15 protein-coding genes and 1 tRNA gene are annotated in these 17,917 nt (G+C 70.5%); 6 read left to right on the forward strand and 10 right to left on the reverse strand.

Translation table 11 applies throughout. The annotated features are described in order from the left end of the window. Positions 1 to 126 precede the first annotated feature (126 nt). The 5 genes from OG210_RS19030 to OG210_RS19050 form a co-directional block, all read right to left on the reverse strand. On the reverse strand, positions 127 to 717 hold the full coding sequence (locus OG210_RS19030; protein WP_328327378.1) for a 50S ribosomal protein L25/general stress protein Ctc: 591 nt from the start codon (positions 715 to 717) through the stop codon (positions 127 to 129). Between the two features lie 179 nt (positions 718 to 896). Beyond that, positions 897 to 1,874, reverse strand: coding sequence for a ribose-phosphate diphosphokinase (locus tag OG210_RS19035; protein ID WP_328327376.1), 978 nt, complete (start codon positions 1,872 to 1,874; stop codon positions 897 to 899). A 139-nt stretch (positions 1,875 to 2,013) separates the two neighbouring features. Further along, complete coding sequence (gene glmU, locus OG210_RS19040) at positions 2,014 to 3,507, reverse strand: bifunctional UDP-N-acetylglucosamine diphosphorylase/glucosamine-1-phosphate N-acetyltransferase GlmU (RefSeq protein ID WP_328327374.1); 1,494 nt, start codon at positions 3,505 to 3,507, stop codon at positions 2,014 to 2,016. A 109-nt stretch (positions 3,508 to 3,616) separates the two neighbouring features. After that, positions 3,617 to 3,687, reverse strand: a tRNA-Gln gene (locus OG210_RS19045). 11 nt (positions 3,688 to 3,698) lie between these two features. Then, positions 3,699 to 4,565 (reverse strand): hypothetical protein, encoded by an 867-nt coding sequence (locus OG210_RS19050; protein ID WP_371540369.1) that lies wholly within the window; start codon positions 4,563 to 4,565, stop codon positions 3,699 to 3,701. Positions 4,566 to 4,717: 152 nt separating this feature from the next. On the opposite strand from OG210_RS19050, the gene OG210_RS19055 reads away from it, so the two are divergent. Further along, positions 4,718 to 6,034 carry a histidine kinase gene (locus OG210_RS19055; RefSeq protein WP_328327372.1) on the forward strand — a complete coding sequence of 439 codons (1,317 nt, stop codon included), beginning with the start codon at positions 4,718 to 4,720 and terminating at the stop codon, positions 6,032 to 6,034. 129 nt (positions 6,035 to 6,163) lie between these two features. Here OG210_RS19055 and OG210_RS19060 read toward each other — a convergent pair whose 3' ends face one another. Both OG210_RS19060 and OG210_RS19065 read right to left on the reverse strand, forming a co-directional pair. After that, the gene (locus tag OG210_RS19060; protein WP_328327370.1) at positions 6,164 to 6,682 is read right to left on the reverse strand and encodes an SUKH-3 domain-containing protein; all 519 of its coding nucleotides are present in this window, start codon (positions 6,680 to 6,682) and stop codon (positions 6,164 to 6,166) included. A gap of 10 nt (positions 6,683 to 6,692) precedes the next feature. Then, positions 6,693 to 7,253: a YwqJ-related putative deaminase gene (locus OG210_RS19065; protein WP_328327368.1), complete on the reverse strand. Its 561-nt coding sequence runs from the start codon at positions 7,251 to 7,253 to the stop codon at positions 6,693 to 6,695. A gap of 263 nt (positions 7,254 to 7,516) precedes the next feature. Here OG210_RS19065 and OG210_RS19070 point away from each other — a divergent pair, with 263 nt between their 5' ends. From OG210_RS19070 to OG210_RS19080, 3 genes are all read left to right on the forward strand, one after another. Beyond that, positions 7,517 to 8,500: an SMI1/KNR4 family protein gene (locus OG210_RS19070; protein WP_328327366.1), complete on the forward strand. Its 984-nt coding sequence runs from the start codon at positions 7,517 to 7,519 to the stop codon at positions 8,498 to 8,500. Between the two features lie 7 nt (positions 8,501 to 8,507). Beyond that, on the forward strand, positions 8,508 to 11,252 hold the full coding sequence (locus OG210_RS19075; protein WP_371537828.1) for an SUKH-4 family immunity protein: 2,745 nt from the start codon (positions 8,508 to 8,510) through the stop codon (positions 11,250 to 11,252). Between the two features lie 318 nt (positions 11,253 to 11,570). Then, complete coding sequence (locus OG210_RS19080) at positions 11,571 to 12,467, forward strand: cellulose-binding protein (RefSeq protein WP_328327362.1); 897 nt, start codon at positions 11,571 to 11,573, stop codon at positions 12,465 to 12,467. Positions 12,468 to 12,542: 75 nt separating this feature from the next. Here OG210_RS19080 and OG210_RS19085 read toward each other — a convergent pair whose 3' ends face one another. Continuing rightward, a complete protein-coding gene (locus OG210_RS19085) occupies positions 12,543 to 12,800 on the reverse strand; it encodes a hypothetical protein (RefSeq protein WP_328327360.1) in 258 nt (85 codons plus the stop codon). 523 nt (positions 12,801 to 13,323) lie between these two features. Between OG210_RS19085 and OG210_RS19090 the strand changes: the two genes are divergently transcribed. Both OG210_RS19090 and OG210_RS19095 read left to right on the forward strand, forming a co-directional pair. Further along, the gene (locus OG210_RS19090) at positions 13,324 to 14,112 is read left to right on the forward strand and encodes an ABC transporter ATP-binding protein (protein WP_328327358.1); all 789 of its coding nucleotides are present in this window, start codon (positions 13,324 to 13,326) and stop codon (positions 14,110 to 14,112) included. After that, a complete protein-coding gene (locus tag OG210_RS19095; RefSeq protein ID WP_371537832.1) occupies positions 14,109 to 16,682 on the forward strand; it encodes an ABC transporter permease in 2,574 nt (857 codons plus the stop codon). Before OG210_RS19090 ends, OG210_RS19095 begins: the two co-directional genes overlap by 4 nt. A 130-nt stretch (positions 16,683 to 16,812) precedes the next feature. Here OG210_RS19095 and OG210_RS19100 read toward each other — a convergent pair whose 3' ends face one another. Both OG210_RS19100 and OG210_RS19105 read right to left on the reverse strand, forming a co-directional pair. Then, complete coding sequence (locus tag OG210_RS19100) at positions 16,813 to 17,262, reverse strand: hypothetical protein (RefSeq protein ID WP_328327354.1); 450 nt, start codon at positions 17,260 to 17,262, stop codon at positions 16,813 to 16,815. After that, a complete protein-coding gene (locus OG210_RS19105) occupies positions 17,255 to 17,746 on the reverse strand; it encodes a SigE family RNA polymerase sigma factor (protein WP_328327352.1) in 492 nt (163 codons plus the stop codon). Before OG210_RS19105 ends, OG210_RS19100 begins: the two co-directional genes overlap by 8 nt. Between the last annotated feature and the right edge of the window lie 171 nt (positions 17,747 to 17,917).

Consider the following 17,917-nt stretch of genomic DNA (forward strand, 5'->3'; position numbering starts at 1 on the left):
AGCCGGTGAACAGCCAGCCGCCGCCCGCGCCTTGCGGCACGGACGGCGGTTTTGGACACACTCCGGGAACTCTGCGACAAACAGGCCCCGGACCGCCGGAACAGCCGGCGGAAATCAGCGCGAGGCTCAGGCCTCGGCGCCCTCGGCCGCCTCGGCGGACTCCGCGGCCGGCTCCTCGGCCTGCGCGGACACGACCTGGATGACCACCGCGTCCTCGTCGGTCGCAAGGGTCGTACCGGACGGCAGCGGAACATCCTTGGCCAGGATCGAGTCGCCCGCGTCCATGCCCGCGACCGAGACGGTGACCGACTCGGGGATGTGGGTGGCCTCGGCCTCGACGGTCAGGGTGTTCAGCACGTACTCCAGCAGGTTGGCGCCCGGCGCCAGGTCGCCCTCGGCGTGCACCGAGACCTCGACCGTGACCTTCTCGCCCAGCTTGACCGCGAGCAGGTCGACGTGGGTCAGGTTGCGCTTGATGGCGTCACGCTGGATCGCCTTGGGGATGACCAGCTCGGTGCGGCCCTCGATGTCCAGACGGAGCAGCGCGTTCGCGGTCTTGAGCGCCATCATCAGCTCGTGGCCCGGAAGCGTGATGTGCACGGTGTCGGCGCCGTGGCCGTAGATGACCGCGGGAACCTTGTTCTCACGACGGATCTGGCGGGCAGCGCCCTTGCCGAACTCGGTACGGACTTCAGCGGTGAGCTTGACCTCAGCCATGTGGCACTCCTCGGAGGTGACGAAAACGGATGGGTCACCCGGCCACGTATCGCGGCCTGCTACGAAGAGCGCGTCGATAACGGAGTCCCGTACCCATGAGTACGGCCTCCCTCGCCGAGCAACTCCGTGAGTCTACCCGGCGGGGAGGCCGTCCCAGAAATCGATCTTTCAGACCGCTGTCACGCCTGCTCCTCGAAGAGGCTGGTGACCGAACCGTCCTCGAAGACCTCGCGCACCGCGCGGGCGATCGTCGGCGCCATCGAGAGCACCGTGATCTTGTCGAGCTCCAGGTTGTCCGGGTCCGGCAGCGTGTTCGTGAAGACGAACTCGCTCACCTTGGAGTTCTTCAGACGGTCCGCGGCCGGACCGGACAGCACGCCGTGCGTCGCCGTCACGATGACGTCCTCGGCACCGTTCGCGAACAGCGCGTCCGCAGCGGCGACGATCGTGCCACCCGTGTCGATCATGTCGTCGACCAGGACGCAGACGCGGCCCTTCACCTCACCCACGACCTCGTGCACGGTGACCTGGTTGGCGACGTCCTTGTCACGGCGCTTGTGCACGATGGCCAGCGGCGCACCCAGCCGGTCGCACCAGCGGTCGGCGACCCGCACCCGGCCGGCGTCGGGCGACACGATGGTCAGCTTCGAACGGTCCACCTTGGCGCCCACGTAGTCCGCCAGTATCGGCAGCGCGAACAGGTGGTCCACCGGGCCGTCGAAGAAGCCCTGGATCTGGTCGGTGTGCAGATCGACCGTGAGGATGCGGTCCGCACCCGAGGTCTTCATCAGGTCCGCGATCAGACGGGCCGAGATCGGCTCACGGCCACGGTGCTTCTTGTCCTGCCGCGCGTAGCCGTAGAACGGCACGATCACGGTGATGCTCCTGGCCGAGGCCCGCTTCAGAGCGTCGATCATGATCAGCTGTTCCATGATCCACTGGTTGATGGGGGCCGTGTGGCTCTGCATCAGGAAGCAGTCCGCGCCGCGGGCCGACTCCTGGAAGCGGACGTAGATCTCGCCGTTCGCGAAGTCGAAAGCCTTAGTCGGCACCAGGTCGACCCCCAGCTGGGATGCGACCTCCTCGGCCAGCTCGGGGTGGGCGCGGCCGGAGAAGAGCATCAGCTTCTTCTCGCCGGTCGTCTTGATCCCGGTCACAGCACAGTCTCCTCAGACGTGTTGATCGCTGCTGGGCGAGCCAGCCGGCGGTATGTACGGGGGCGTATCCCGGAGTCCCGGCCCATGAGCCGAGCATGCGTCTATCACGGTACGCGCAGATGAACGCACGTGTTTCCGGTCAGCTTTCGCCACCGGGCTCATCAGAGGCGGCCTGAGCGGCCCGCGCGGCGGCACTTCCCGGCCGCTTCCTGGCCACCCAACCGTCGATATTCCTTTGCTGGCCCCGGGCGACGGCCAACGCACCGGCCGGCACGTTCTTCGTGATCACGGAGCCGGCAGCGGTGTAGACACCGTCCCCGACCGTGATGGGAGCCACAAACATGTTGTCCGAACCGGTCCGGCAGTGCGACCCGATCGTTGTGTGGTGTTTGTCCTGTCCGTCATAGTTCACGAAGACACTCGCCGCACCGATGTTGCTGAACTCACCGATCGTCGCGTCACCGACATACGACAGATGCGGCACCTTCGAACCCTCACCGATCGTGGCGTTCTTCGTCTCCACATACGTCCCGATCTTGCCCCGCGTACCCAGCCGCGTACCGGGCCGCAGATAGGCGTACGGACCCACCGTCGCATGCTCCCCGACCTCCGCGCCGTCCGCCACCGTGTTGTCCACCCGCGCGTACGCACCCACCACGGTGTCCTTCAGCCGCGAGTTGGGACCGACCTCCGCGCCCTCGGACAGATGCGTCGTACCCAGCAGCTGCGTACCGGGATGGATCACCGAATCCGGCTCGAAAGTCACCGTCACATCGACGAACACCGACCCCGGATCGATCACACTCACCCCGGCCAGCATCGCCCGCTCAAGCAACCGGGCATTCAGCAGCGCACGCGCCTGCGCCAACTGCACCCGGTTGTTGATCCCGACGATCTCCCGGTGATTACCGGCCACCGACGCCCCGACCCGGTGACCGGCCGTCCGCAGGATGCCGAGCACATCGGTCAGATACTCCTCACCCTGGCTGTTGTCGGTGCGCACCTTGCCCAGCGCCTCCGCCAGCAGCCGCCCGTCGAAGGCGAACACCCCCGAGTTGATCTCCCGGATCGCCAACTCCGCCTCGGACGCGTCCTTGTGCTCGACGATCGAGATCACCGCACCGGTGGCATGGTCACGCACGATCCGCCCGTACCCGGTCGCGTCGGGCACCTCGGCGGTCAGCACGGTGACGGCGTTGCCGTCGGCGGTGTGCGTGGCGGCGAGCGCCGCCAGCGTCGCCCCGGTGAGCAGCGGGGTGTCGCCGCAGACGACGAGAACGGTGCCTTCGGGGGCCGCGCCCAGCTCTTCGAGGGCGGTACGGACGGCGTGCCCGGTGCCGTTCTGTTCGAGCTGCACGGCGGTCCGTACGTCCGTGTCGGTCTCGGCGAGATGCGCTTGGACCTTCTCGCGCTCGTGCCCGACGACCACGACGAGCTGCTCCGGCTCCAGCTCACGGGAGGCGGCGACGACATGCCCGACGAGCGAGCGCCCGCTGACCTCGTGCAGGACCTTCGGCGTGGCCGACTTCATCCGGGTGCCCGCACCTGCCGCGAGAACGACGACGGCGGCGACCGAGGGAGCCTCTCCCCCTGTTCGCGCGGATCCGAGACCTTGGGGGGGATTGGCGCTCACGGTGGTGCCCTTCGGGTGCGGGTGGGTGGATATCCGCAGAATACCGGGGGGCGAGGGGGTGGAAATGGGGGCGGGTCCTGACCTGGCAGGTCAGGACCCGAACCTTGTGCTCCCGGAGAAGGAATCGAACCCTCATTCATCGGACCAAAACCGATTGTCCTGCCTTTAGACGATCCGGGATGGAACGCCCTCTATGTCCGATTCGAGTGACCGGCTGATTGGGCAGCCCCTACTATGCCGTACCACCAGCCTTCGATGCGACGGTAGAGGTCGGCGCTTTGGTTCACGCGGACCACCAGGCAGCCGTGATAGCGCTCACCCATGTTCTTGCGGTTGGTCAACGGGTTGTGTTTCTTGACGGTCGTCTTGCCGAACGAGCCGACGCCGCCCACCGCATCGGCCCAGTACCGCTCGGACGCTGAGGCGTCAGCCGTCTCGTGAATGTGTACGTGAAACCTCAGGTTGTCCGGGTCGACTTTCAGCAGGCGCAGCCATGCGAGGAAGACCTTGATCATGTGGGGGTCGCTATTGATGAAGGTCACCCGCTCCTGGGGCCGGTGAGGCTTGCTCTTGGTCCCCTCGGCCCAGTAGAGCGCGGCCCCCGTGATCATCAGCTCCCGCTCGGAGAGGTCGCCGATCTCGTCCCTGGCCGCTTGCTTGGTCTTCTGGCGCTCCACCTCGCGCCGCTGGAGCGTGAGCTCCCAGCCGCGCTTGGCGATCGCCGACGCGTCCTCGCGGGTGCGGCGCGGCGGTTTCGGCAGATCCCGCACCCACAGCGAGATCGAACTCTTCGAGCAGCCCAGTTCCAGCTGTATCTGGTCGTACGTCATGCCCTGTCGTCGGAGTTCGCGGGCCGCTGTCCGCAGGTCGTCCTTCGCGTTCGGGCGCTTGGTCCAGTCAGGGGCGGGCTCGCCGTCCAGCAGGCGGTTGAGGATGTCGTTGTTGTCGACGAAGAGCCGGTCGCGGATCTGGCGGCGGCTGAGCCCCTCGCGGCGCAGCGCCATGGCCTGTTCGCGCAGTCCTTCGAAGTCGGAGTACTTGCTGTTTTTGTTGCGGATACCGGTCACGGAATCAGCATCGTCCGGAATGCGGACGTCCGGTTCGAATGTCTGCTCGATTCACTGGATCGAGTGATCCGGGCGTATTGCGCGTAACCTCCCACATCGAAATTCGTGGGGCAGGGGGTGCGCCCGCCCGTACGCTGGTTGCCATGACCGCAACGGGGGCGCACGACGCCACGGCCACAGGGCTGACCGCCCGTGGCTGGTGGTGGTGGGAACGGCGACGCAGTGCCGTGCTGGATGTGGGGCTGGGTGTCGTCTCGGCTCTTGAGTGTGCGTTGGAGGGTGTCGATTTCTCCGGGCAGGCCGGGCTTCCCGTGCCGTTCGGGGTGGTGTTCGGGCTGTTGGCCGGATTCGTACTGGTGCTTCGGCGGCGGTGGCCGATCGCGGTGGTGCTGGTGTCGATCGCCACCACGCCCGCCCAGATGGGTTTCCTGATGGGCATCGTCGGGCTCTACACGCTCGCCGCGTCCGATGTGCCGCGCCGGCTGACCGGTGCGCTGACGGTGATGGCGACGCTCGGCACGCTCATCGTGACGTTCGTGCGGCTGCGGCACGGCATGGGGGCCGAGGACGGCAGTCCGGGATCGCAGTTCGTCGTGCTCGGGTCCGTCTTCATGTCGCTGGGGCTGACGGCCCCGCCCGTGCTGCTGGGGCTGTACACCGGGGCGCGCCGCCGGCTCATGGAGAGTCTGCGGGAGCGGGCGGACAGTCTGGAGCGTGAGCTGTCGCTGCTGGCGGACCGGGCCGAGGAGCGGGCGGAGTGGGCGCGTACGGAGGAGCGGACGCGGATCGCGCGGGAGATGCACGATGTGGTCGCGCACCGGGTGAGTCTGATGGTGGTGCATGCGGCGGCTCTGCAGGCGGTGGCGTTGAAGGATCCGGCGAAGGCGTCGAAGAACGCGGCGCTGGTGGGGGACATGGGGCGGCAGGCGCTGACGGAGCTGCGGGAGATGCTCGGGGTGCTGCGTTCCGGTGAGCCGGTGAGGGCTCCGGCGGCGGTGCCGCTGGCGGCGGTCGGGGTGGCGGCTGCTGCGGCTGCCGCGGCGGTGGAGGACGGGCCGTGCCTGGATGAGCTGGATGTGCTCGTGGGGCAGTCGCGGGCGGCGGGGATGGTGGTGGAGCTGCTGGTGGAGGGTGCGGCCGGGCCGTATGACGCGCTGGTGGAGCAGACGGCGTACCGGGTGGTCCAGGAGGCGCTGACGAATGTGCACAAGCATGCTGCCGGGGCGAAGACCCGGGTGCGGCTCGCGCACCGGACCGCGGAGGTCGCGCTGCAGATCGAGAACGGTCCTTCGGGCGCGGGTGCGGCCGATGCGGGGCTGCCCAGTGGGGGGAACGGGCTGCTGGGGATGCGGGAGCGGGTGACGGCGCTGGGTGGGGTGTTCGTGTCGGGGCCCACGGAGGCCGGGGGGTTCCGGGTGTCGGCGGTGTTGCCGGAGCAGCGGCCGGCCGGACCGAGCTGACCTGACCGGACTTCACTGACCTGACCTGACCTGACCTGACCTGACCTGACCTGACCTGACCTGACCTGACCTGACCTGACCTGACCTGACCTGACCTGACCGGACAGGGGCTTTCTGTTGCCGCTTCCGTTACCCAGAGCCCAGTCTGACTGCCTGGAGTCCGGTGATGAGGGTGACGAGGCCCTGGTCGATGTCGTGGCCGAGGTACCAGTCGCCGGTGTGGTCGATGCTGTAGATGCGGCCTTCGGAGTCGATGGCGAGCAGTGCCCGGCCGTCTCCTTCGTCGCCGAGCGGGGCGATCTCGGTGTCGAGGGCGCGGCCGAGGTCGGCGAGGGTGCGGGCGAGGTGGAGGCCGCTGAGCGGGTCGATCAGGACCGGGGCGGGGGCTGTCTGGCGGCCGGGTGCGGGGCCGGTGATGCGCAGTCCGCCGAATTCGGCCCAGGCCTCGACGGCTGCGGGGAAGACCGCGTGCTGGTGGCCGGCGGGTGAGACGTGGGCGCGGAGGGTGTCGGCCCACTGTTCGGCGCCCCGGATGTCCCAGCGGCCGGGCAGCCAGCCCGCTTCGCGCAGTGTGGTGTCCACGGTGTCGGGGAAGCGGGTGCTGGGGGCGGCGGGTGCGTCCGGCGCGTCCTGCGGGTGCGGCGGCATGGGCGGTGGTTCAGCCCTTCTCGGTGGTCGGGTCGACTGCGCGTACGCCGAAGTGGGCGAGCATCGCCGTACAGGAGCGGCAGGGTGGTGCGTAGCTGCCGTGGAGCGGGTCGCCGTCCTCGCGGATGTGGCGGGCGGTGATTTTGGCGTGCTTGAGGGTGCGGCGGGCTTCGCCGTTGGTGAGGGGTTTGCGGGAGGCCCGTTTGGAGCGGGTGCCTTCTACGGCGGTGAGGTGGCGGGAGAGCAGGATCGCTTCGGGGCAGCGTCCGGTGAATCGTTCGCGCTGGCCGCTGGTGAGGGTGGTGAGGAAGTCGTGGACCAGCGGGTGGAGTGTGGGTGGCTGGTCGGCCTTGCCCGCGGTGGAGGTGAGGGTGTCGGCGCCGCGGACGGAGAGTGCGGCGGCGACTGTGGGGAGGATGCCGTCTCTGCGGTGGCGGAGTTCGGGCGGGCGGGTTTCCGTACTGCTCCAGCGCAGGCGTGGGTCGCCGGCGGGCCCGGTGTGCGGTGACGGCGCTCCGGACTGCGGTGACGGTGCTGTCTGTGGCGTGTGCGGTGTCTGTGCGGTGTGCATGGTCGTGCTGCCCCTCCCACCCCCGCGGCGGCTGCCGCCGGTGTCGCGCCCCCGTGTTGCGGGGTCAGCCTGCCAAATGGGGCGCCGGATGGGGAAGCTGGGGCCGGTGATCGGGGTGGTGTGTCGGCTGCGGGTCACTCGAACGTGACCGTCCGTTACGTCGGCGGACGGGGCGCAGGACTGTGCGGTGACGGGGCGGGACCGCCTCTTGCACCACCGCATAGGCTGTCGTTCCAAGCCATTCGCAGCAGGGGGCAACCGCCATGACGACAGGTCGGCTCGGGCAGCAAGCCGCGCCACCGAACGCGGCCTATGCCGGGCAGCTCGTGAGCTTCCCGGACCCGGTCCGGGCCGCGCGCCACCCTCGCGGGGTGCGGGTGGACGGGAACGGCTTTCCGGATTTCTCGCCGTACGCGCGCGCGGCCGCGGAGATCGCGGAGCCTCCGGAGGGGTTCGGCGTCGACGAGTTGAGGCTGACGGACTATGTGTCGGCCAATGCCGCGCTGGCGGCCTCGGGGCACGAGTTGTGGGACACGATCCCGGCTGTTGCCACGCCGCACGGCTGGACCTGGCACCACGTGCCTGGTGGTCGGCGGCTGGAGCTCGTACCGGTCGAGGTCAAGGCGCTGCTGCGGCACCACGGCGGGCTCGCGACGGCGGCCGTCGACCAGAACAAGCGGGGTACGCGTCCGCTGCAGGACACCCGGCCGGTCCATTTCGGGCTGCCCAGGGGGGCGGTGGCGGTCGGCGAGCAGCTGGTTCTGGGTGCCGAGGAGGATCTGGGGTACCGGTTGCCTGCCGCGTACCGGTCGTTCCTGAAGGCGGCGGGTGGCTGTGCGCCGGTGGGTACGGCGCTGGACGCGGAGTTGGGCCTGCTGGTGGACCAGCCGTTCTTCACGGTGCGCGACGAGGCCGCCGTCAATGACCTGGTGTACGTGAACAAGTGTCTGCGGGACCATCTGACGAAGGATTATCTGGGCGTCGGTTTCGTCCAGGGCGGGATCGTCGCCGTGAAGGTGAAGGGCGGCGGTGTCGGCACGGTCTGGTTCTGTGCGTACGACGATGCCCGCGACCAGGACGCGTGGCCGCCTGCGGAGCGGGTGGAGCGGTTGCTGTTGCCGTGCGGTGAGGATTTCGACGCGTTCCTGGAGCGGCTCGCGGGGAATCCGCCGGAGCTGGAGACAGTGGCGAACCTGATGGTGGACGGCGGCTTCGCGCAGGCCGTCCCGGTCTCGGCCGAGGAGTGAAGAGCCGATGGTGACCTTTGCGCAGGCGCAGGAGCGCGCGGAAGAGTGGGTTAACGGCGACGTTCCCGCGTATCAGCACCGTGAGGTGCGGGTACGGGAGTTCGAGCTCGGTTTCGTGGTGTGGGCGGAGGACCGCGCGGAGGGCCCTTCGGGTGGTGGCGGCCGTCAGCGGCTGGTGATCGCGCGGGACGGCGGTGAGGCGACGCTGTGGCCCGGGCTGCCGGTCGGCGAGGTGGTGCGGCGGTACGAGGAGGAGTACGGGGCGGCGGGCGATGCGCCTGCGGCGCCGGAGCCGCCGCAGCGGATCGATCTGAACCAGACATCGTTCCTGCTGACTCCGCCGGAGTGGCTGCAGGACGCGGCGGACAAGCTGGGCATCCCTGACCGGCGGTCGGGGTCCGGTGCTGATTCCGGCTCGGGGTCCGGTGCTGATGCCGGCGCTGGATCCGGTTCGGGTGTCGGCGCGGGTGCGCCTGCTGCGGGCGGTAGTTGGGGTACGCCGGGTGGGACCCCGGCTGACGGTGAGGGCGTTCCCGCGGACAGGACTCCCTGGGCCGGGACCGACACCAATGGGGCGCCGGGCGGGCAGGACGGTTCGGTTCCGCTGCCCGCGACCGTGTTCGCGCCGCCGCTGGCCGGTTCGGACGATGAGGAGGCCCCGCCGCCCGGTGTGGCGCCCGAGGCCAAGACGACGCTGATGTCCGGCGGCAGCGGGCTGCCGAGGACGACCATCGCGCCCGCGCTGGACGAGTCCCAGCCGCAGCAGCCTCAGCCACCGCAGCAGTCCCAGCCGCAGCAGCCGTCGATGGGTGGTCAGCCACCTCAGCCGCAGCAGCCTCAGCAGTCCCAGCCGTCCGCGCCGCCGCATCAGCAGCCGTCGATGGGTGGTCAGCAGCCGCCGCAGCCGTTGCCGCAGCCCCCGTCGCAGACGCCGCCGGGGCAGGGTGCGCCTCTGCCGCCCGCGGCCGGTCAGGTTCCGGGCCAGGGCGCCGGTGTCGGTCCTGGTCCCGCTGCCGGCCTCGGTGCCGGTGACATCGCCGACGCCGCGACCAGCAAGGCCACGGCGCCCCCGCGGTCGGCGCGCGGCAGTGGTGTGACCACGCCGCCCCCGCCCGGCGCCCCGGGCACCCCGGGTGCGCGGCCCGATGCGCCGCCGCTGCCGCCGGGTGTTCCGGCCGGTGGTTACGTACGCACGCAGGTGGTCTCGCACCTCGGCCCCGGGGGCCCGCAGCCGCCCGGCCCGCCCGGTGCCCCGGGTGCGCCGCAGGCTCCCGGGCAGCAGCCCCCCGGTCAGCCCGGTCAGCCCCGTCAGCCCGGCGTGCCGCCGGGGCCGCCGGCGCCTCCGCCGCCCGGCGGGAGCATCGGTGGCGATGTGCACCACGCGGCGACGATGCTGGCCGGTCCGAGTCTGGGCGGCCAGGGCAGTCTGGGCGGCGGTCACGGCGGTCACGGCGGTCACGGCGGTCACGGCGGTCACGGCAGTCTCGGCGGTTCCAGGCCTGCCGGTCCGCCCGGTGCGCCGCAGCCGCCGGGTCCGCCCGGTGTGCCCGGCGCGGGTGTGCCGCAGCCGCCAAGTCCGCCGGGACGGCCCGGTCAGGCCGGTCCGCAGGCGCCTCCGCCGCCCGGCGGGAGCGTCGGTGGCGGTGTGCACCAGGCGGCCACCATGCTGGCGGGTCCCGGGAGCACGCCGCCGCCCGGCCGGATGCCGCCTCCCGGTCAGGTGCCGCCGCCGCAGGGTGCCGCGTACGGGTATCCGCAGCAGCCCCCGGGCGGGCTGCCGACGGTGGGCCCCGGCTACCAGGCCGTGCTGCGCTACCGCGCGCAGGACGGCTCCGAGCAGCAGCTCATCCGCCGTTCCGCGCCCGGCACCCCGCACCCCGAGTGGCAGATGCTGCACGAGCTGCGGGGCATGAACGTGCCGCCGCAGCAGGTCATCGAGCTGCACACGGAGCTGGAGTCGTGCGAGCTGCCCGGTGGGTACTGCGCGCGGATGATCCGGGAGACCTGGCCGCAGGTCCGGATCACCAGCGTCGCCCCGTACGGCAGTGATCACGCCGGCCGCCAGCAGGGGATGCAGCATCTGCTGACCCATCAGGGCGAGCTGCACCAGGTCGCGGACGGCCCGGCGCGGCCGGCGCCGGTGCGGGCTCCGCTGCCGGCGGTGCAGCCGGTGCAGCCGATTCCGCCGCAGGGTGTCGCGCACGAACTGGCGCAGGCCTTCGGGCCGCAGGGCGTCTTCCGCTTCGACCAGCGGGCGGTGTCCCGTCAGGGTGTGCCGGACGCGGTGGCGCAGACACTGGTGTGGGCGGGGCTGCCGGTCGATTTTGGCCCGTTCTTCTGGGCGCAGGCGGTGCCGGGCCAGCCCGTTCCGACGCTGGCCGAGCTGGCAGCGCAGCGCCAGGTGCAGCCCGCGTCCGACGCGGGGTCGTATCTGGTGATGGGCTCCGACTTCGGACGGGCGATCTGTGTGCAGTACGGCACGGCGAACATCGTGGCCGTGCCGGTGGAGGCGGGTCCTGGCGGCCGGCCGGTGGCGCCGCAGTTCGTGAACTCCGGACTGCCCGAGTTCGTACGGTCGCTGGCGCTGCTCGGCCGGATGTGGCGGCTGCGCTTCGGCCTCACTCCGGAGCAGGCGGGCCGGTGGACGGTCGACTTCCAGGCGCAGCTGCTGATGCTGGATCCGGCGGCGCTCGGTTCGCCGGAGAGCTGGTGGTCGGTCCTGCTGGAGCAGATGTGGGACGGGCTGCTCTGACGTAGTCCCTGGCACGGCCCCTGCGGGCTGTACGAGGCGCCCGACCGCGAGCCGCGGCCGGGCGCCTCTGCTGTGTGCGCACGTGCGGGGTCACCGGTCCGTCCGTACGTGGGGCCCCTCCGTACGCCGGTCACGCGGGGTCCGAAATCAGCCGTCCCGGACGGCGGTGCCGACTTCCCGCGCCGAGTGACGCATCCTGGGTGGATGGGATGGGCGGAGTGTCGCGGTATGGGCACTTCGCGATGATCTACGAAGATGTGCGCCGGGACGCGTGGGGCGGCCCGTCGCACATCGTGTTCGAAGAGGGGCTTGAAGAGGATGAGTTCAGCAGCGGTGTCACCTCATGGCTTCACGGGCGTCCGGGGCCGTGGGTACCGGCCCGAGCAGGTCGACCGGTTCGTCGCGGAACTCTCGGAGGACCGCGACGGGGCCTGGGAGCGAGCGGCGCGCCTGACCGTCCTCATGAAGGAGATGGAGGCCGCGTCCGCCGCGCTGGCCGAGCAGGTGGCCGGGCTCGCACCGCAGACGTACGAGACGTTGGGGGAGCGGGCCCGGACGCTGCTCACGCTGGTCACCGAGGAGGCGGCCGGGCTGCACAGTGAGGCGCTGGCGGCGGCCCAGCAGCTCCACGACGAGGCGGGCGTGGCCGAACGGGGGCTGCGGGACGCGGCGCGGGCGGACGCGGACGCGGCGCTGGCGGCGGCCGAGGCGTATGCCCAGCAGGTGCTGGCCGCCGCGCAGGGTACGTCCGACGAGCTGCGCATCGGTTCGCGCAAGGACGCGAAGCAGTGGCGCGGTGAGGCGCTGGGTGTGCTGCGGGAGATGCGGGAGCGCACGTCGGCGGCGCTGGCGGAGCTGGAGAAGGAGCACGGCGTGCGCGCCGATGCGGCTCAGCGTGAACTGGCTGCCAGGGAAGCCGACTTCGCCGCCCGTCACACAGACCTGGTCGCCCGTGCCGAGGCCCGTCTGGCGGAGGCGCAGCGGGCGCTGTCGGTGACGGAGGAGGCGGCGCGGCACGGCCAGGAGGACGCGGAGGCGCAGGCGGCGCAGCTGGTCTCGAACGCCAGGGCCCGTGCGGAGCGTACGGAGCGCGAGACGGAGCGGGTCCTGCGCGAGAACGGCGAGGCGCAGGACGAACTGCGGGCGCACATGTCCCATGTGAGGAGCAGCCTGGCCTCACTGACGGGAAGGGCCCCGGCGACAGAGGGCAGCTGACCGACGGCCCTGCCCTCCCGCCGCGGTGCCCCCTGCGGCGGGAGGGCGGGGCCTCACAGGCGGTGCGGCAGGGTCTCAGGGCCGGGTGAAGAGTTCCTCGGCCGCGCCGGCCGTCCAGGCCCGGTCCAGCCAGTCGGCGAGCGTGGCGAGGTCCGTGCACGCGGTGACGCGGGCCCGTGTCGCGGGGGAGACGGCGACACCGCGCCGTTCCAGCACCATGAGCACCGCCCCGGCCTGCGCTTCCGCGCGGCCTTCCTGCAGCCCTTCTTCGCGCCCTTCCTCACGGACCTGCTGGGCGGCCTCGGACTGGAAGAAGTAACTCAGGGTGGTCATCAATTCTCTCCAGATCTGTCGCGCCCGGGTGTTTCCCAGGCCGGCCTCGGTGAACTCGGCGAAGATCGCCGCCGTGTCCGGGTTTGTGCTGAACGCTATGCCGCTGGCATGTGCCCGTACGCATTTCATGGCCCTCCTTCACCCCAACGGGCCTCGCACGCCCCCAGGTTGACGTCTCGACGCCCTGCGGACGCGTTCCCCGTACACCTTGTGCGGTCGGGCGGCCGCCCCTTGCGTCTTCAGTGGTGCCGGGGTTCGGCCTTCCCTGAGAGGCGGGGCTCCCGGGGGTGGAAACCCCCTAGGGACCGACCCCTACTTACGGCCCGGGCGCGTTCGTCCGGCCGGAGGAGGTGGTGGGCCGGGCCGGTCCTTAACGTTTGTTTATGGCCGCCCGTAGCAGTGGGGGTGGGGAAAACCCCAGGGCGGATGCGGCTACGTGCACCAGTGTGCTGCGCGCTTCGGATCGACAGACTTCAACCATGCCTGCTGACAAGCAGGGCAGGACCGACATAGGAGACTTACCGTGACAACGGCTGTGACCATTCCCAGGCACGGGGGTACTGGAGGGCGTACGGCCGTTGCCGCGCGAGCGCGGCAGGTCGTCAAGGCGTACGGATCGGGCGAGACCCGGGTCGTCGCGCTCGACCACGTCGACGTGGACATCGCCCGTGGTCAGTTCACCGCGATCATGGGCCCATCGGGCTCCGGCAAGTCGACGCTGATGCACTGCCTCGCCGGCCTCGACACGGTGAGCGGCGGCCAGATCTACCTGGACGAGACCGAGATCACCGGGCTCAAGGACAAGAAGCTCACCCAGCTGCGCCGGGACCGTATCGGCTTCATCTTCCAGGCGTTCAATCTGCTGCCCACGCTCAACGCCATGGAGAACATCACGCTGCCGATGGACATCGCGGGGCGCAGGCCGGACGCGCAGTGGCTGCGGCAGGTGGTGGAGACCGTGGGGCTCGCGGACCGGCTCAAGCACCGGCCGACGCAGCTCTCCGGCGGTCAGCAGCAGCGGGTCGCCGTGGCACGCGCCCTGGCCGCGCAGCCCGAGATCATCTTCGGTGACGAGCCGACCGGGAACCTCGACTCCCGTGCGGGGGCGGAGGTGCTGGGCTTCCTGCGCAAGTCCGTCTCCGAGCTGGGCCAGACCATCGTGATGGTCACCCACGACCCGGTGGCCGCCTCGTACGCGGACCGGGTGCTCTACCTCGCAGACGGCAGGATCGTGGACGAGATGTACGGTCCGACGGCCGACCAGGTCCTCGACCGGATGAAGGACTTCGACGCGCGCGGGCGGACGTCATGACCGTCTGGAAGACCTCGATGCGCAACTTCTTCGCGCACAAGGGGCGGATGGCGCTCTCCGCCGTCGCGGTTCTGCTGTCGGTCGGCTTCGTGTGCGGCACGCTCGTCTTCACCGACACCATGAACGCCACGTTCGACAAGCTCTTCGCGGCGACCGCGGCGGACGTCACGGTCAGCCCCAAGTCCGCCAAGGGCACCGACAACAGCACCCAGAACGGCAAGCCGGATTCGCTGCCCGCCTCCGCCGTGCGGCAGGTCGAGAAGGCCGACGGGGTGCGGTCGGCGCAGGGCGGCGTCAGCAGCATGAGCGTGACGGTCGTCAACAGCCACAACACGGACATGGGCTCCAGCAGTGGCGCTCCGACGATCGCCGGCAACTGGACGGCCGGCGACAACAAGTCGATGGAGATCACCTCCGGCCACGCACCGCACGGTGCCACCGAGGTGATGGTCGACGCGGACACCGCGAAGAAGCACCACCTCAAGCTGGGTGACGAGCTGCGCACGATCACCGTCAGCGGTGACATCAGGGCCCGGATATCCGGTATCGCCACGTTCAAGGTGACCAACCCCGGTGCGGCCATCGTGTACTTCGACACCGCCACCGCGCAGCACGAACTGCTGGGCGGCCCCGGCCTCTTCACGAGCATCTCCGTCAACGCCGAGTCCGGTGTGAGCGATGCCCAGTTGAAGCAGAACGTGCAGGCGGTGCTGCACGGCCCGTACAAGTTCGAGACACAGAAGGAGAACGCGGACGCCAACCGCTCGGAGGTCGGCTCGTTCCTCGACGTGATGAAGTACGCGATGCTCGGCTTCGCCGGAATCGCCTTCCTCGTCGGTATCTTCCTGATCATCAACACCTTCTCGATGCTGGTCGCCCAGCGCACCCGTGAGATCGGCCTGATGCGGGCCCTCGGCTCCAGCCGCAAGCAGGTCAACCGCTCGGTGCTGGTCGAGGCGCTGCTGCTCGGTGTCTTCGGCTCGGTCCTCGGTGTGGGCGCCGGTGTCGGTCTCGCGGTCGGGCTGATGAAGGTGATGAGTTCCGTGGGCATGGACCTGTCCACGGAGGATCTGACGGTCAAGTGGACGACTCCGGTCGTCGGCATGCTGCTCGGTGTCATCGTGACGATCGTCGCCGCGTACATCCCGGCCCGCCGGGCCGGGAAGATCTCCCCGATGGCGGCGCTGCGGGACTCCGGTACGCCTGCCGACGGCAGCGCCGGCCGGGTCAGGGCGGCGATCGGTCTGGTGCTCACCGGAGGCGGTGGGGCGGCGCTGTTCGCCGCGGCCGCTGCGGACAAGTCCGGCCAGGGTTCGGCCTACCTCGGCGTGGGCGTGGTCCTCACGCTCATCGGCTTCGTGGTCATCGGCCCGCTCCTCGCGGGTGTGGTGGTCCGGGGGATCAGCGCGGTCGTGCTGCGGTTCTTCGGCCCGGTCGGGCGGATGGCCGAGCGCAACGCGCTGCGGAACCCGCGGCGTACGGGAGCGACGGGCGCCGCGCTGATGATCGGGCTCGCACTGGTCGCCTGTCTGTCGGTGGTCGGCTCGTCGATGGTGGCCTCGGCCACCGATGAGCTCGACAAGTCGGTCGGCGCGGACTTCATCGTCCAGAGCGGCAGCGGCCAGCTGATCGTGCCGCAGGCCCAGAAGGCCCTGGAAGCAGTGCCGGGCATCGAGCACGTCACCAACTACAAGGCGGTCGACTCCAGGCTGACCGCGCCCGACGGGAAGAGCGAGGACGAGTCGGTCATCGCGGCCGACCCGACGTACTCGCAGGACCTGCGGCGCGAGACCGTCTCGGGCAACCTCTCGGCGGCGTACGGCAAGGACGCCATGTCCGTCGGTGACGCCTACGCCAAGAAGCACCGCATCAAGGTCGGCGACACCATGTCCGTCGCGTTCAAGGGCGGCCGGACGGCGAAGCTGAGGATCGCGGCCATCACCTCGGACGATACGAACGTCGACAAGGGTGCGATGTATCTGAACATCACGACGGCCGCGCGGTATGTGCCCGCCGACAGGATGCCGCCGAACGTCATCATGTTCGCCAAGGCCAAGGACGGCCAGGAGAAGGCCGCCTACGCCGGGCTGAAGAAGTCCCTGGCCAAGTACCCGCAGTACAAGGTGCAGAACCAGACCGACTTCAAGCAGGACCTGAAGGACCAGATCGGGCAGCTGCTCAACATCGTCTACGCGCTGCTGGCCCTGGCGATCATCGTCGCGGTGCTCGGTGTGGTGAACACGCTGGCCCTGTCGGTCGTCGAGCGGACCAGGGAGATCGGCCTGATGAGGGCGATCGGCCTCTCGCGCCGGCAGCTGCGCCGGATGATCCGGCTGGAGTCGGTGGTCATCGCGCTCTTCGGTGCGCTGCTCGGCCTGGGGCTCGGGATGGGCTGGGGCACATCGGCCCAGAAGATCCTCGCCCTGGAGGGCATGGGGGTTCTGGAGATCCCGTGGCCCACGATCATCACGGTCTTCGTCGCCTCGGCGTTCGTGGGTCTGTTCGCCGCCCTGATCCCGGCGTTCCGGGCGGGCCGGATGAACGTACTGAACGCCATCGCGACCGACTGACGCGGTCCGTTCCTGTTCAGCCCCGGTGGACGCCAGACGCGTCGGCCGGGGCTGGATCGCGTCCGCCCCGGACGGGGTGTGTGCGGCGTGCGGTGTGTCCGGGCGTGCGGTGTGTCCGGGCGTGCCGTCATCAGGGGGGAGGGGGTGACCACCGGGGCGAGGTGGCCGGGGCGGTGGGCTTCTGCCGCACTGTGCCGACGTGTGTGGCGCCGGGCGGGGCGGACAGTGAGGGCGAGCCGAACCCCATTGACGGGCCCGGGCGCTCGCTGTCCGCGGAGTGCCGGGGGCTCGGCGGCGCGGCGGGCAGCGCGGGAGCGCTGGGCTGGAACTGCAGCACCGCCGCCACGACCCCGCTCGCCAGGACGCACACCGTGCCGGCGGCGGCCGAGGCCAGGACCCGGCGCCTGCGTCCGGCGCCCCGGGCCGAGACATACGCGGCCGGTGCGGGTGCGGCCGTCCGGCCCGCCGATTCGGCGGCCTGCTTCATCGCACGGGCCAGTGCGTGATCGGATGCGCCTCCGTGCCAGGAGCCGCCTCCGGGCCCGTTCTCGTACGTGGGCTGGTACTCGGTCTCAGACACCGTGTTCCTCCTCGGAGAGATGCGGCGCGAGCGAGGCGCGGGCGCGGGAGAGATGGGTCTTGACGGTTCCCGCCGCTATCCCCGTCTCGGCGGCCACCTGCTCGACGGTGAGGTCGCACACGTAATGCAGGACCGCCACCCGCCGCTGCCGCTCGGTCAGCTGCCGCAGCGCGGAGACCATCGCGACGGTGCCCGGATCGGGCTCGGGCACGGTCGAGGGGCGGGAGTCGCTGTGCCGGCGCCAGGCCTCGGCGCTCCGGCCCCGCCTGCGCCAGCGGCTCACCGCGAGCCGCCAGGCCACGGTCCGTATCCACGCCTCGGGGCCGGCTTCCCGGTACAGCGCGGAGCGCCGGCCCCAGGCCCGTACGAACGCCTCCTGCACCACGTCCTGGGCCTCATGGAGGTCGCCGGTCATCAGGTAGACCTGTCCCACCAGCTGTTTCGCGGAGTGAGCGTAGAACTCCTCGAACTCCTCGACGGTCATGCGGCTCCCAGGCGTGGACAGATCTCAGACGTGGACAGGTCTCATGGATGAATACGACGAGGAGGCCGGTCCGGTTGACATGGGACGCCGACTTCTTCGTGAGGTCGTACGCTGGAGAGCCCCCGGCCCGTAAGACGTGTCGGGCCCTTCGCGTTGTACACCGCACCACCT

Source organism: Streptomyces sp. NBC_00466 (genome assembly GCF_041433995.1).
Taxonomy (GTDB): Bacteria; Actinomycetota; Actinomycetes; order Streptomycetales; family Streptomycetaceae; genus Streptomyces.

What these genes read in the sequence shown, in the direction of transcription:
- OG210_RS19030 (WP_328327378.1), bottom strand. Translation starts at nt 717, where the DNA reads ATGGCTGAGGTCAAGCTCACCGCTGAAGTCCGTACCGAGTTCGGCAAG.
- OG210_RS19055 (WP_328327372.1), top strand. Translation starts at nt 4,718, where the DNA reads ATGACCGCAACGGGGGCGCACGACGCCACGGCCACAGGGCTGACCGCC.
- OG210_RS19060 (WP_328327370.1), bottom strand. Translation starts at nt 6,682, where the DNA reads ATGCCGCCGCACCCGCAGGACGCGCCGGACGCACCCGCCGCCCCCAGC.
- OG210_RS19065 (WP_328327368.1), bottom strand. Translation starts at nt 7,253, where the DNA reads ATGCACACCGCACAGACACCGCACACGCCACAGACAGCACCGTCACCG.
- OG210_RS19070 (WP_328327366.1), top strand. Translation starts at nt 7,517, where the DNA reads ATGACGACAGGTCGGCTCGGGCAGCAAGCCGCGCCACCGAACGCGGCC.
- OG210_RS19075 (WP_371537828.1), top strand. Translation starts at nt 8,508, where the DNA reads ATGGTGACCTTTGCGCAGGCGCAGGAGCGCGCGGAAGAGTGGGTTAAC.
- OG210_RS19080 (WP_328327362.1), top strand. Translation starts at nt 11,571, where the DNA reads ATGAGTTCAGCAGCGGTGTCACCTCATGGCTTCACGGGCGTCCGGGGC.
- OG210_RS19085 (WP_328327360.1), bottom strand. Translation starts at nt 12,800, where the DNA reads ATGACCACCCTGAGTTACTTCTTCCAGTCCGAGGCCGCCCAGCAGGTC.
- OG210_RS19095 (WP_371537832.1), top strand. Translation starts at nt 14,109, where the DNA reads ATGACCGTCTGGAAGACCTCGATGCGCAACTTCTTCGCGCACAAGGGG.
- OG210_RS19105 (WP_328327352.1), bottom strand. Translation starts at nt 17,746, where the DNA reads ATGACCGTCGAGGAGTTCGAGGAGTTCTACGCTCACTCCGCGAAACAG.